The organism is Clostridium sp. D5 (genome assembly GCF_000190355.1).
GTDB classification, from domain to species: Bacteria; Bacillota; Clostridia; order Lachnospirales; family Lachnospiraceae; genus Faecalicatena; species Faecalicatena fissicatena_A.
In genome coordinates, this window is sequence record NZ_GL870815.1 from 130,444 (window position 1) to 143,831 (window position 13,388).

The 13,388-nt window shown below is 46.4% G+C and carries 11 protein-coding genes and 1 pseudogene; 5 read left to right on the forward strand and 7 right to left on the reverse strand.

What is annotated here, in order from left to right:
• Window positions 1-284: 284 nt before the first annotated feature.
• The 7 genes and pseudogenes from HMPREF0240_RS15925 to HMPREF0240_RS15960 all read right to left on the reverse strand — a co-directional run.
• Window positions 285-1,025, reverse strand: a pseudogene (locus HMPREF0240_RS15925) (type IV secretory system conjugative DNA transfer family protein); the annotation flags it as partial.
• A complete protein-coding gene (locus HMPREF0240_RS15930; protein WP_009004439.1) occupies window positions 1,022-1,498 on the reverse strand; it encodes a PcfB family protein in 477 nt (158 codons plus the stop codon). The pseudogene HMPREF0240_RS15925 and the gene HMPREF0240_RS15930, both read right to left, overlap by 4 nt.
• Window positions 1,499-1,541: 43 nt before the next feature.
• A complete protein-coding gene (locus HMPREF0240_RS15935) occupies window positions 1,542-1,754 on the reverse strand; it encodes a DUF5348 domain-containing protein (protein WP_009004440.1) in 213 nt (70 codons plus the stop codon).
• 17 nt (window positions 1,755-1,771) lie between these two features.
• On the reverse strand, window positions 1,772-2,899 hold the full coding sequence (locus HMPREF0240_RS15940) for a DUF6017 domain-containing protein (RefSeq protein ID WP_009004441.1): 1,128 nt from the start codon (window positions 2,897-2,899) through the stop codon (window positions 1,772-1,774).
• Window positions 2,900-3,135: 236 nt separating this feature from the next.
• Window positions 3,136-3,693 carry a DUF4179 domain-containing protein gene (locus HMPREF0240_RS15945; RefSeq protein ID WP_009004442.1) on the reverse strand — a complete coding sequence of 186 codons (558 nt, stop codon included), beginning with the start codon at window positions 3,691-3,693 and terminating at the stop codon, window positions 3,136-3,138.
• The gene (locus HMPREF0240_RS15950; RefSeq protein ID WP_009004443.1) at window positions 3,657-4,208 is read right to left on the reverse strand and encodes an RNA polymerase sigma factor; all 552 of its coding nucleotides are present in this window, start codon (window positions 4,206-4,208) and stop codon (window positions 3,657-3,659) included. The genes HMPREF0240_RS15945 and HMPREF0240_RS15950 overlap by 37 nt, the downstream gene beginning before the upstream one ends.
• A gap of 551 nt (window positions 4,209-4,759) precedes the next feature.
• On the reverse strand, window positions 4,760-6,355 hold the full coding sequence (locus tag HMPREF0240_RS15960) for an L-serine ammonia-lyase, iron-sulfur-dependent, subunit alpha (RefSeq protein ID WP_009004444.1): 1,596 nt from the start codon (window positions 6,353-6,355) through the stop codon (window positions 4,760-4,762).
• 214 nt (window positions 6,356-6,569) lie between these two features.
• On the opposite strand from HMPREF0240_RS15960, the gene HMPREF0240_RS15965 reads away from it, so the two are divergent.
• From HMPREF0240_RS15965 to HMPREF0240_RS15985, 5 genes are all read left to right on the forward strand, one after another.
• Window positions 6,570-7,139 (forward strand): XRE family transcriptional regulator, encoded by a 570-nt coding sequence (locus HMPREF0240_RS15965; protein ID WP_009004445.1) that lies wholly within the window; start codon window positions 6,570-6,572, stop codon window positions 7,137-7,139.
• Window positions 7,140-7,331: 192 nt separating this feature from the next.
• Window positions 7,332-8,930: a BCCT family transporter gene (locus HMPREF0240_RS15970; RefSeq protein WP_009004446.1), complete on the forward strand. Its 1,599-nt coding sequence runs from the start codon at window positions 7,332-7,334 to the stop codon at window positions 8,928-8,930.
• Between the two features lie 31 nt (window positions 8,931-8,961).
• Window positions 8,962-10,362 (forward strand): trimethylamine methyltransferase family protein, encoded by a 1,401-nt coding sequence (locus tag HMPREF0240_RS15975; protein WP_157134255.1) that lies wholly within the window; start codon window positions 8,962-8,964, stop codon window positions 10,360-10,362.
• A gap of 11 nt (window positions 10,363-10,373) precedes the next feature.
• Window positions 10,374-11,162: an aspartate/glutamate racemase family protein gene (locus HMPREF0240_RS15980; RefSeq protein WP_009004448.1), complete on the forward strand. Its 789-nt coding sequence runs from the start codon at window positions 10,374-10,376 to the stop codon at window positions 11,160-11,162.
• Between the two features lie 169 nt (window positions 11,163-11,331).
• On the forward strand, window positions 11,332-13,383 hold the full coding sequence (locus tag HMPREF0240_RS15985; protein ID WP_047772466.1) for a beta-galactosidase: 2,052 nt from the start codon (window positions 11,332-11,334) through the stop codon (window positions 13,381-13,383).
• Window positions 13,384-13,388: the final 5 nt, after the last annotated feature.

Consider the following 13,388-nt stretch of genomic DNA (forward strand, 5'->3'; position numbering starts at 1 on the left):
CCAAAGCGAACATTCTAACCATAGGTATCTTATAGACTCTCGGCTTATAGGTAACACAGTCTGCCTCCAGACCGCTTTCGACCACTTTAGGCAGTGGTTACGGTTACTCTCAGCCTTTGTCATGGGGCTTCGTACACCAGCCATTACAGCTAATGCACGCCCATCAAGGGTAGGCGTTTCAGGGCGTTACCCCGTCATTCCACCTATCAAACTACCAGTTCTCCGAACAACGGAAAACCGTTGCTCGTGCGCAGACTTTTTACCGTCTGCGAACGAGTCGCACTCACCCAAAAATCCTCGGCGCTTTTTTCGCCCTCTCCCTTGGTGTTGCTGATCAGCGTGTTTACCAGCTTTAAGATGTCCTTTTCGCTGTGGATGTAGCAAAACGGGTTATAGCGCATGCTCTTGGAAAAGTTGATGGTATTCAGCACCTTTACCCGATATCCGCACCGCACAAGAAGCTGGCCCACCTCACCGATCAGGCTGCCCTTGGGATCAGTAATCACGAATGAGGTCGGGTAGTCCTTGGACACGCACTGCATAAGGTTGGGCTTCACAAAACATCTCGTCTTGCCGCTGCCGGAGCCGCCGATGACCAGCACGTTTTTGTTCCGGGCTGTCTTGGGGTCTTTGGGCCGGTTGTTCATGGTGAGACGTTCCGTCTGGGTCAGGAGGATGTTGTTATCAAACACGGGGTCGATATATGGGGCGATATCTCTGGGGCCGCCCCATCGGGCGCTGCCGTATTCCACCCCTTTGCGGTATTTCTTGGCGTTCTTGCTTTTCACGTACACCATCAGACGCAATGCCACCGCACCGGCCACACCCACCGCCAGATCGAACAGGCGGAAGCTGGGGGAGACGCTTTCAAAGGCAAAGGAAAAGCCGTCCGCAAGGTGCAAGAACTTTTCCGACAAGTCCGCCCCAGCCGCCAGCCGGTAGGTCTGCCCCAGCTTGCCGAACAGGTAAACGAACAGTAGATAGGGCAGGTTGGCGATTATCCGCTTTTTCACTTCCAGCCTCATAGAGACAGCCCCCTTTCCTTGATTTTCTCCTTGGCCTGCTGGCGGTTTCTGGCCGCCGTCTTTTGCTTCATAGCCGAGAGGGCCTTTCGGATGGAGGGGCGTTCCTGCTGTTTGAGCTTCTTGGCCGTAAATTCCTTGAATGCCTGTTCCAGATTGTCCGCCTGCTTGGATTTGAAAATCACGATATACCGGGGCGGATGAGTGGTGCGGTCTTTCCGCAGGGTAAAATCAATGCCGTATTTCTTGGCGCAGGGCCGAAACAGGCCAATGTTGGCATCGGTGATTTCAATGTTGGACAGGGCGGAGCCGTCCTTTTTGAGATGCCGCAAGCTCTGTCTGCCTTGGTGGGGCTTTATTTTGGCCGTTTGTCGGGCAGCCAGAAATTTCTTCATGGCCGCTTGCAGCACTTGGCCCGTGAGCTTGCCGGTCTTAACCGCTAATGCGATGGTGTTCTGTTCGATTTCTTCCTGCAACTGCTATCCCTCCTTGGAAGTCAAAGCAGGCAGGCGGCACGGCTTAGATACGCACCCGCAGGCCGGAAAGGTCGTTGGTGCGAATACCTACCAGATACCAGTTCTCAGCCATTTCCATGCGGGTGGGCCTCCATCTGCCGCCTACCAGTACATCAAAGGTTTCTCCGCAGTGCAGGCCGCCGTAGTAGTCCGCCAGGTCAAAACGGATGTCATAGTGGTCTGCCTGCTCGTCAAAAATCAAAGTCCCCTGTTTCATAGGGCTGTCCTCCTTTTTCAGATTTTGCCGGTGTTCATATCGTGGGCCACCAGTGCCGTGTAATAGCCGTTGATGGTGCTGGGGGCGTTGAACAGAACCGCCAGCAGATATTTCTTGATATTTCGGATTTCCGTGGTGTTTTTGCTGATACAGTCAAAGACAAACTCCATGTGAGAGCTGTTTAGCTTCATCAGTTTGGACTTCACCAGATCCGCCGGATAATCATCTCCGGCAATGCGGATGGTCGTTCGGGCGCTGCATACGGTTTCCACCAGCAAATCCACGATTTCGTCCAGCAGTTCCCGGTCAATCCCCTTGGTGTGCTGGCAAAGGTGTCCATACTCGATGTTATCCTTGATGATTTCCCGATAAACCGCTACGTCGCTCTGCGACTTCGCTCCCGTTCCTTTCCGTTCCGGCGGCGCAGCCGCTGTTTCCCCCAAAGGAGAGGGAGGGGAAAGGATAGGAATGGAATCGGTATTTAATCCATCCGTAGTGAATGGGTCTTTTATTTGTCTATCTTTATTTAATTGCGTTGGATTTCCCTGCGTAGGCTTTTCCTGTGTTGGTTTTTCCAATGTTGGATTTTCCAACGTAGGTGAATCCGGCGCTGGCTGGGGCTGCTCGTAAATGATGTAATCCGCCCCGCGAAGCCGCCCCTGGCCGTCTCTCTCACGGGAACGGACGATATACCCGGCCTGTTCCAGCTCCTTAACTGCTGCCCGGATCGCGTCGATCTGTTCCCGGTTGATAAGGGAGAGGCCCTTTAGGGTAAAATCCCAATCCTCCGGCAAGGACAGCATTTGTGACAGCAGGCCCTTGGCTTTCAGGGATAAGTCCTTATTTCGCAGATGGTGATTGGACATCACCGTGTAGCCCCGGTTTTTCTCCACTCGAAAAACTGCCATCTCATCGTCCACTCCTTTCACTTGAAATTTCACCGCGCCGTCAAGGGCGGTGAGCTTGCCCGGCTGGTAAGGACATTCTGCGTAGACGCAAAACTGATACTTCCAGTGCGGGCGGTAAAATCGGCAAGTGCCGCAATCCTCCGGCGCTCCGGCCTCGCCGTTGTCAAAGTGGTCTGCGCCCGGCCTCGTCTGCATGAGCTGTTCAAAGGCCCGGTCACTGCCGGAAGTAAAATACATAGGCGGTTGCCTCCTTTCTGGTTTTGGGTGCAAAAAACGGCGTCCTGATCTCCCCAAAGGGAAAAGAGAACGCCGTCTGCGGTGTCGTATTCGATTTTCGATGTGTCATATCTGTGTGGGAGGACTTCACGGGAAAGAGCAGCGTGTCAAAGCTCTATCCGAATGTAGTAAATCGGTAGTAAATTCAGTGTCCCTATCCCGTAATTTGCCCGTATTTCTGGGCTTTTTTGAGATAATCAGAGTTGTTTGGATAAATCTAAAGAGAATCCAGGGTCTTGTCTATCATTTAGCTCACGCATCATAGAATCTGGGAAAGGCTCTTCACTCTTCACCTGCATTGTCAGATAAATAGTCTGTTCATTCGCATATACTTCGGAGAATGTAATTGTAAGTCCATCATCAGTTTTCGTGTATACGCCATTTGGGGAATCGACAGTGTCCGCTTCGGGTTCTTCCAATACGGTTGCTCTATCTGTAAAATTGCCAAAGAAGCTAACCTTATCCTGCAGCTGTGCAAATATGTCCCCTATAACAGGCAGGTTTTTCGCGAAAACAGGATTCGCGGCACATATGATAAAGCTCGCTGCGAGTACCATAGCCAGGCCTCCTGCAAACCTTAATGTCCAACGAAGAGGTTTTGATTTGACCTTTGCGGCGTTCACCTGTTTTATTTGCCCCGTTTCTATCATCCGGTATGCCTCTCTCGCTTTTCCAGTAACCTTTTCTGGTATTTCTACCTCACTTCGAATCTGCTTCTTTATAATGTGTTCATTCCATTTGAATGTTGCTGGCATTTAGTATCCTCCTTTATTAAAAATTGATATTCAACAGCTATCTTTTCCCTGCCTCTTTTTAATCGGGACTTGACCGTACTTTCTTTCATCTCAAGAATTGTACCGATTTCTCTTGTATTAAAACCCTCCAGATAATACAGCAATAAAATGGTACGGTATTTTTCGTCCAGAGGCTTTAAAATTTGATACCACTCCATAGAATCATATCCTCTCTCATAGAATACACTTTCCGGTAAGGCATCGGTGTAAAGCATGCGTTTGTTCAAACGAAGCATATTCTTACACTTGTTAACTAAAATTCTGACAAGCCATGTCTTAAAATACTTGTCCTGTTCCAGAGTCGGTAATTTCTCATAACAGGTTAATATGGTATCCTGTATTACATCTGCCGCATCCTCCTCATTATGCATATATACCCGGGCAATTTTATACATATTTTGCATATGTTGATCAATCAGCCTGCAGAACGCTTCCGAATTACCTTTCTTCGCCTGACTTACTAATAATCTGTCCATATTCCTCCTTACATTCATAAATAAACAGTGGCCCACCGTTGTAGCAGTATACTTAAGTATTTAAATCGTATTTCTTATTTTCTTTACATCTATTAGACAACGGGAAGAGTGAATTAGATGCATAAAATTTAATAATCCTGCATTTAAAATATAATTAAAAAAATCAGTTACAGCCCCTTTATGTATTAAACTATTGAAGCGAAGCTTGGTGTTAATCAGATTGTGGTGAGAAATGAGTTTGAAAATACCAGTTTTACGGCACAGCCATTCATTCTGTTATACTTCAAATATTTGTGTGGTTAAAAAAATAAGCAGATATGCAATTAACATATCTGCTTCAAATTTCCGGTTTTCATTATCATCTTAATGACATTGGATCCCAGACCGGAGCTGCGAATGGGATTGGGGATGTATATCTTGCATTTGGCTGAAATTTTATTGCTCCACCTTTGATGGGCAGTGGGACACCCTTTTTAATATAATACTGCATCTTATCTATAATATACAACATTAAATATAAATAGCAATAAAACAAAAATTGTAATAGGTATCTATCTCTGGGCATCCCTTATTTCCTGTTCTTTTGCAAGCTGCTGTCCGCAGGGGGTGACACACAGCCCGCCGTTGCAGGTGCAGCGCAGCTCACTTGGCAACTGTCTGCCGACCCGGAACATTGTTTCGGCAGCCTGATCAAGGGGGATCAGGGGATCATAACCGCCCATGATCAGATTGGCGCTGACCATGGCATTGGCAGCTGAAAGTGCATTCCGGCTGATACATGGGACCTGTACCAGTCCGGCCACCGGGTCACAGATTGTTCCCAGGATATTCTGCAGTGCGCAGGAAGCGGCATCCAGGGACTGTTTTGGAGATCCGCCCATAAGATAGACGAGTGCTCCGGCTGCCATTGCGGAGGCGGCGCCGGGTTCGACCTGACATCCGTACAGCTCGGCGGAATAATTGCAGTCTTTGGACATGACAATACCAATGACAGATGTAGTCAGCATCAGCTCCAGTTTTTTATCCTTTGGAAGGTTCAACGCATTTGCGGTTCCAAGGACAGCTCCGGGGAAGACTCCGGCAGAACCGCCGGTCGGTGCACAGAGGACAACGCCCATGGCACTGCTGTATTCCATTGTCGCCATTGACCAGGGAACGGCGGTGTTTAATAAGCCCATATCTAAGGCGGCCGGAGATGCGTTCAGATATGTTTCGACTTTCCCGGCAGTGGGCTCTATAATTCCGTTCATGTTTATATCCCCTTTCAGGGCTTCCTTAGCGCTGTGTTCCATCGTCTCTATGACGTAAGACATAAAATCGAGTACTTCTTCCCGCGTCCATCCGCTTCGTGTGGTTTCGTATTCTATGCCCAGTTCCCAGAGCGGCTTCCGGGTCTGTGTGCAGAGATCTAAAAGTTCTTCGGCGCTTCTGAATGGAAGAGAGGTGTTTCTGTTGGAAGGCACCACCAGCACCGGGGTCATTTCAATACAATAAAAAACTCCAGCTTTCTTTTCAAGATTTTTCAAAAATTCATCAGTATGCTTTTGGCGTGATTTTATGTTTATAAGATATACTCCGTCTATTTCACCAGATATGTAATATCCTTCGGTTGCGCCATAGTCTTTCAGAAGATCTTTTACTAATTCCTCTGCTCCTGTCCTGTCTGTCTTTGCTTTTAATACTAATTCATAACAATCGCCTACAATCTCAACATCAAATCCATCAATCTTAAGCAGCTTTACAGTCCCCCCGCCGGTAGAATCAGAGTAGACCACTACTTTTTCTCCGGAATCGCTGTGTAAAGTCAGTCTTGAAAGATTGGGGACGGTTGGCTCAAAGTCACTGATGAGAAATTGAATATCAATCCCACGTTCACGGGCGATATTGAATGCATCTCTCAGGCGCGGGTCCTCCGGCCGGTATCCCAGCAGACCGTTGACATAACCCATATCCGAGCGCTGGCCTTTGTACATAAGGGTATAGGCTCCTTTACGAGCGAATTCCACGGTTGCCTTCTGCAGATTTCCCTTTAGAAGCTGACGGCATAAATATCCGATTCTCGATGGTGCACAGGTGTGTGAACTGGATGGCCCCACCATGACCGGTCCTACGATATCGTTGAAGATGCTTGGGTTTTGGCGTTTCATATCTTATTCCTCCTGAAATAGTAATAAACGATATATTTGTTAGTTATATTATAAGAAACATAGGATTCTATGTCAATGACAATTTCATAAATATGAAATAATAACAAAATGATAAAATCATATTTGTGAAATATATATAAAAGAATTAATTTGCGAAAGGGTTGTGTATACGAGATGATTTTTGTATAATGAAATAAAAAAGAGGTGGAAAAGTATGGCTGAATTATTTAATGAAAGGATTGGGGAAGAACAGAATGATGACGTGGGCGGGAAAATAAGAGCGCTGCGAAAAGAAAAGGATATTACACTGAAGCAGCTTGGAAAAGAGACCGGGTTGTCAATTGGGTATTTGAGCAATCTCGAAAGAGATGCCTGCAGTCCGACGCTGGATAATCTGCAGAAAATATGCGGTGTCCTTGAAATATCTCTGATAGAGCTGCTGGATGGCATGAACCAGGGGCGCAGAGTGATACGAAAAGAAGAACGGAAAGTTGTCTTTGAAAAGCCGGGAAAAGTGCGCTATGAGTCGATTAAATTTGGTTCCGGCCTTCTGGACGGTCTGGTAATTGAACTGGAGCCGCACAGCCAGTACGATTCAAATAACTGGGTTCACAACTATGACGAGATCGGGCTGATTCTGGAAGGGAAGATGTATGTATCTATTGACGGGGAACAGATTGAACTGGAAGAGGGAGATGCGTTCTATATAAAAGCAAAGGCAAACCACAGTCTGGGAAATAATTCTGATACCAGATGCGTGAGCTATTGGGTAAAATCCATTTAAACTTTCACAAAATGGCATTTCAAAAATTAAGGATACCTCTAAAAATGTTTCACAAAAATGAAAAGGGAAAATTGTTTGGTTGTCACAAAATTCATAAATATGAAATTAAAACTGTTGACTATTTCATATATGTGATATAGTATGAAGAAAACAAATTCATGGCCGTGAAATAATAGGAATGGAGGTTGAGAAGTGAAAAAAGAAGGATTTTTCCAACTAATTAACAAAAAGGTATTTTTTCCAACAGGAATACTGCTGACTCTGGGCGTAGCTTTAGGCGCAGTTTTTCCGGAACAGTTCGGCAGTACGGCTTCAACGCTGTTAGGTCTCATTACAGAGAACTTAGGATGGATGTTTACTCTGTCCTCAATCATCTTGCTGATATTCTGCTTTTGGGCAGGATTCAGTAAATATGGAAGGATTAAACTCGGGGGCCCGGATGCAAAGCCTCAGATGAGTAAATTTTCCTGGTTCGCAGTATCTTTCACATCGTCGCTGGCTATTGGTGTCAGTTACTGGTGTGTGGCAGAACCAATGACATATTTTATGGAGCCGCCGGCCTTTCTGGAAATTCAGGCAAAAACGGCAGATGCAGCGCAGGTGGCGCTGAGATATACATATCTGCACTGGGGGCTGATTCCATTTGCAATCTACACCAGCGCAGGTATTGCGGTAGCCTTTCTGTTCTATAATGCAAAGAAACCTTTCCGTGTCAGCACATCGCTATATCCGCTGATTGGAGAAAAGGCAAACGGCAGTGTAGGCAGCCTGGTGGATGCAATTGCCATTTTTGCGATGGTTGCAGGTATGGGGACATCTTTGGGACTTGGTACGATGCAGATTGTAGGCGGTCTGGAATATGTGTTTGGCGTAAAAGGCGGTATTGTCACGCTGACGGCCATTATTATCGTTATGACAGTGATTTATACAGCGGTTGCATGCTCCGGCGTCCTGAAAGGTGTAAAATGGGTCGGCAATTTTAATATGTGCCTCTATTTCTTTATTCTTATTTTTGTATTTGCTTTTGGGCCTACAAGAGGAATTATGGAAAATATAATTACAGCGATTGGCGACTATATTCAGAACTTCATTCCTCTGGCGACGAATCTGGATCCTATTAAGCAGACGGGATTCCATGAAAGCTGGACGACATTCTATTGGGCATGGTGGCTGGCATTTGCCCCTCTTACCGGCTTATTCATGATTAAGCTGGCAAAAGGCAGAACAATCCGTCAGTTCGTTATGGTAAACCTGGTCGCACCGGCAAGCTTTATCTTTATCTGGTTCGGGACATTTGGAAGCGCATCCATCTTTTTGGATATGTTTAAGGGAACAGCAATCGGAGAAGCAATTGCTGAGAGCGGTACCTCAATCGCTATGTTTGCGCTGCTTGAAAATCTTCCGTTTAAAATATTTACATCTATTATAGTACTGATATTAGTTGCATTGTCCTTCAATACACAGGCGGAGGCGGTAAGCGTTACGCTTGCGGCTATGACTACTGTTGGATTTGATGAATCCGGCAATGAAAAAGAGCCGCCAAAGATGATGGTTATATTCTGGGGAGTACTGATGGGCGCAATTACAATTATTCTATTATACGCGGGTGGTGAACAGGCGTTCCAGGCATTACAGTCCTCGGTGGTAATATTTGGCCTGCCGATTGTCATCCTGCAGGTGATCATGGCCGTTTCCTACGTAAAATGTATGAAGCACTGTAAAAAATGGGATGTAGTAGGAACCTTTGATGACCCGAAATACAAGGATATCGTAGCAGATCAGGAAGAATAATGTGCTGAAACGAGTGATGGAGGAAACGAAAATGGGATTTTTTAAGAAAGATATCTCAGACGAGCTGGTACGTAAAATTGACCGCCTGGCGATAGAAACGATGGAGCAGCAGGGAATACTCTTTGAAAGCCCGATGGCTTTGGAAATATTTGAGAAGAACGGTTACCGGGTTGAAGATAAGATTGTATATTTTAAAGAAGCAGATGTGCGTAAAGCCTTGGAACAGGCGCCTGAAAAGTTCGTAATCCGGGGACGCGACCGGCAGTACGATGTTGAAGTGGGCGGGGATTCCCCGGTATTCTGCCCGGCATATGGGCCTGTATATGTACAGGAGAATAATATAAGAAGAGGCGCAGTAAAAGAGGATGTTGTAAAGTGCATGAAGCTTCTGCAGACAAGTGATACCATCCATATGATGAATCCATATGTAATAACGCCTTTTGATGTTCCCGGAAATCAGGTGTTGATGTACCAGCTTGCGGCATGCCTCAAATACGGAAGTAAGCCGACGATGTGTCCGAGCGGCGGCTATGCAGTTTCAAAGAAAGGGATTCAGCTCATTAAGGAAGTATATGGGGCGGATCAGGGAGAATATGTGACGATTAGTCTGGCGAGTGCGCTGTCACCACTTTCGTTTGATGATAATATGGCCGGTTGCATTATTGCTTCTGCAGAGGAAGGACAGCCTGTGATTCTGGGATGCGGTGCATTACCCGGGGCAACTTCTGGCATCACTCTGGGCAGCACCATGGTAACGGCGACAGCAGAACTGCTGTCAGGGATTGTACTGGCACAGCTTGTATGCCCGGGGCTGCCTGTTGTTTATGGAAACGTGGCCGCGTCTACAGATATGCGTTTTGTCACTCCAGCAATCGGAACGCCGGAAGCAGGCAGGATTGCAGCTATGTCGAAGGCGCTCTGCGAATATTACAAGATCCCCTGCCGCGGAGGCGGAGCACTGAGTGATGCAAAAATGACGGATTATCAGGCGGGAAGCGAATCTACTCTCGTTATGTGTGCGACACTTGCCGCCGGAGTGGACTATGTGATTCACGCATGCGGAATTCTGGATTCCTTTAATATTCTGGGCTATGAAAAGTTCATACTGGATGAGCAGATGATTCAGTCAGTTTTGCACATGCAAAAGGATATCCCTCTGGACGATGAGGAATATTGGGGAATTGACGATATTCGGGAAGTTGGGCACGGCGGAACATTCCTGGAATGCGAGCAGACATTTGAGTGTATGAAAGAAGAACTGTTTATGCCTGACGTATCTCTGCGGGGGTATTATGCAACATGGGAGTCCCAGGGGAGCCCGGATCTGATGAGCTATGCCAGCGAATTGATTGAAAAGCGCATCAGGGACTACACAGAGCCGGATCTGTCGGCTGACAGGGCAAAATTGCTTGAAAAATATCTGCATGTATAGGAGGAGAGAGAATGTATTATTTACCGCATGACGCAAATATTGAATTAATCAGGGCAAGAAAAAATCACAGCTGCTATGGTATGGGGCTGGGGATCATGATATTGGATGAGGTTTATCCGGGATTCCCGGGAGATGTCAGGAATGCGAGTGCGTTTCCCTATCCCATTCAGTATGACATCGTAAAAGATATAGATATTTATAAACTGGTTTGGGAGGAAGATAAAACACAATGCAGACAGCCGATCCTGGATGCTGCAAAACGGCTGGAAAAGATGGGATGCCGCGCAATTGCGGCGGAATGCGGATATTTTGCGTATTTCCAACAGGATGTGGCCGGATATGTAGATGTTCCTGTGTTCATGTCGAGCCTGCTGCAGGTACCGATCATACAGCAGACGATTGGGGTAAAGAAGAGCGTTGGTATTGTGGCTGCTATGGGTAAGTTTCTGACGCCGGTTCATTTGAAAAATGTGGGAGTAGATCCGGACAGCAATTATTTTATAGCCGGCGCCCAGGATGAGTACGGCTGCACGGAGTTTGATAATCTATGGAACGCCCAGGTACGCCCGGAAGTGCCTGAGGCATATTACTCAAGAGCAGAAAAGCAGATGGTGGAAATGTGCCGTGATCTGAAAAATAAGCACCCGGAAATGGGCGCGATTATGCTGGAGTGTACGGGCATGCAGCCCTTTGCGAGAGCGATTCAGAGAGAGTTGGATCTGCCGGTATACAGTTGGGGAACGCTTCTGGATTATGCATATTCTGTTGTAAATCACAGAGATTACTATGGGCATGTATAAGAAACAATAATATATAAAGCAGTGCGGCAAGCAGGCTGATCAACGGATGGTCAGCCTGCTTATTTCTTTTGAAATGTTCGGATTTCTCTCTTTAAGCGCCTTTCATGTTTATATAAAATAAACTTATATAAAATGGTAAACATTGCAAAGGAAATGGTGAAGCGAAAAGATGAACAACAAACAGAATTTTCAATGGCAGAGTATGACAATGGGTGTGTGTTATTACCCGGAGCATTGGGACAAAACGCTGTGGGAGACAGATTTAACACGGATGCTGGAAGCCGGGATTACAGTGATCCGCGTCGCTGAGTTTGCATGGAGTAAATTTGAACCGGAGGAGGGAAGATTTACGTTTGAATTTTTCGATGAGTTTTTACATTTATGTCTGCAAAAAGGTATGAAAGTTATTTTTGGAACACCGACAGCAACCCCTCCGGCATGGCTGACGGAAAAGTATCCGGAAGTGCTGAACTGCAGCATTGAGGGGATTTTATACTGCCATGGTGGCAGAAGACATTACAATTACAATTCGCCGGTGTACAGGGATCTGTCGGCAAAAATCGTGACGAAAATTGCGGAGCATTATGGGAAACATCCGGCAATTGTGGGATGGCAGATTGACAATGAACTGAACTGTGAGGTTTCCGAATTCTACTCCGAGGCGGATTCGACAGCATTCCGTGTATATCTGAAGGAAAAATACGAAACGTTGGATGCGCTAAATGATGCATGGGGAACCGTATTCTGGAACCAGACTTATACACATTGGGACCAGATCTACGTACCGCGGCCAACATTGAACAAAGCGGTGAATCCGCATATGCATCTGGACTACTACCGGTTTATTTCCCACAGTACACTTTCATATTGCAGTATGCAGGCAGAAATCATACGCAAATATAAGAAGCCCCGGGATTATGTGATGACCAATGGAATGTTCTGGAATGTGGATAACCATCGCATGCAGAAGGAATATCTGGATGTTTACATGTATGATTCCTATCCCAGCTTTGCCTATGGGCTGGACAGAGCGCCGCAAAAGGCGCAGGATCTGAATGACAGACGCTGGTCGAAGCATCTGACGGAGGTACGTTCGATCTGCCCGCATTTTGGAATCATGGAGCAACAGGCCGGGGCGAATGGATGGACAACACGGATGGAGGGTCCGGCTCCGCGTCCGGGACAGTTGACCCTCTGGGCGATGCAGAGCGTGGCGCATGGGGCTGATTTTATTTCCTTTTTCCGGTGGCGCACCTGCATAATTGGTACCGAGATGTATTGGCATGGTATATTAGATTACGATAACAGAGACAACAGGAAACTGGCGGAGGTAAAAGAGTTTTATCGGAAATTCCAGACACTGGAACCGGTAAGCGGTGCGGATTTTGAAGCGGTGTTTGCCGTTTTGAAAGACTATGATAATGTATGGGACACAGAAGTGGATGCATGGCATGAAAGGATTAGTACATATAGTGAAAATGAGATATTTACTGCAGCAGAAAAATCACATACCCCCTATGATGTGGTTTATCTGCAAAAGGACAGTGAACTGGATGAGCTGAAAAAATATCCGGTTTTATTCTATCCTCATCCTGTGATTATAAATAAGAATCGCATCGAACTGCTGAAGTCTTATGTGGAACAGGGGGGGACTCTGATTATCGGCTGCAGAGCGGGATATAAGGATATGAACGGAAGATGTGTAATGCAGCCTCAGCCGGGGCTTTTGAGGGCACTGACCGGTTCAGATGTAAAAGAGTTTACTTTTACGAGCCCTGCTGAAGAACCTGTATTGGCGGTGTGGAATAACCGTGAAATGGAAATGACGGTATTTAATGATATTATGGAGAATGTGGGCGGCAAGGTACTCGCCACGTATAAAAACAGCTATTATGCAGGTAAAGCAGCTTTAATAGAGAACCATGTGGGAAAAGGAAAGGTACTGCATTTGGGGAGTGCATTTTCCGGAGAGATAGTAAAGATGCTCCTGGAGTATACGAATACTACGGAACCATTTGCTGATCTGGTAAATGCAGAAGCGGATGTGGAAATCATCATGCGCAGGAAAGGCGGCCGAAAGTACCTGTTTGTTCTGAACTTTCGGGCTGGAGAAACGGTGGTTGATTTAAAACAGAAAATGAAGCTTTTGTATACCGGAGAATATCAGGCGGGGCAGCAGGTGCTTCCGGCATTTGGAACGGCGGTATATGAAGTACTCTAAACAGG

Excerpts from the sequence above, each read along its gene's own strand:
- HMPREF0240_RS15960 (WP_009004444.1), bottom strand. The coding sequence starts at position 6,355 with ATGAAACGCCAAAACCCAAGCATCTTCAACGATATCGTAGGACCGGTC.
- HMPREF0240_RS15945 (WP_009004442.1), bottom strand. The coding sequence starts at position 3,693 with ATGCCAGCAACATTCAAATGGAATGAACACATTATAAAGAAGCAGATT.
- HMPREF0240_RS15935 (WP_009004440.1), bottom strand. The coding sequence starts at position 1,754 with ATGAAACAGGGGACTTTGATTTTTGACGAGCAGGCAGACCACTATGAC.
- HMPREF0240_RS15975 (WP_157134255.1), top strand. The coding sequence starts at position 8,962 with ATGGGATTTTTTAAGAAAGATATCTCAGACGAGCTGGTACGTAAAATT.
- HMPREF0240_RS15985 (WP_047772466.1), top strand. The coding sequence starts at position 11,332 with ATGAACAACAAACAGAATTTTCAATGGCAGAGTATGACAATGGGTGTG.
- HMPREF0240_RS15980 (WP_009004448.1), top strand. The coding sequence starts at position 10,374 with ATGTATTATTTACCGCATGACGCAAATATTGAATTAATCAGGGCAAGA.
- HMPREF0240_RS15950 (WP_009004443.1), bottom strand. The coding sequence starts at position 4,208 with ATGGACAGATTATTAGTAAGTCAGGCGAAGAAAGGTAATTCGGAAGCG.
- HMPREF0240_RS15965 (WP_009004445.1), top strand. The coding sequence starts at position 6,570 with ATGGCTGAATTATTTAATGAAAGGATTGGGGAAGAACAGAATGATGAC.
- HMPREF0240_RS15940 (WP_009004441.1), bottom strand. The coding sequence starts at position 2,899 with ATGTATTTTACTTCCGGCAGTGACCGGGCCTTTGAACAGCTCATGCAG.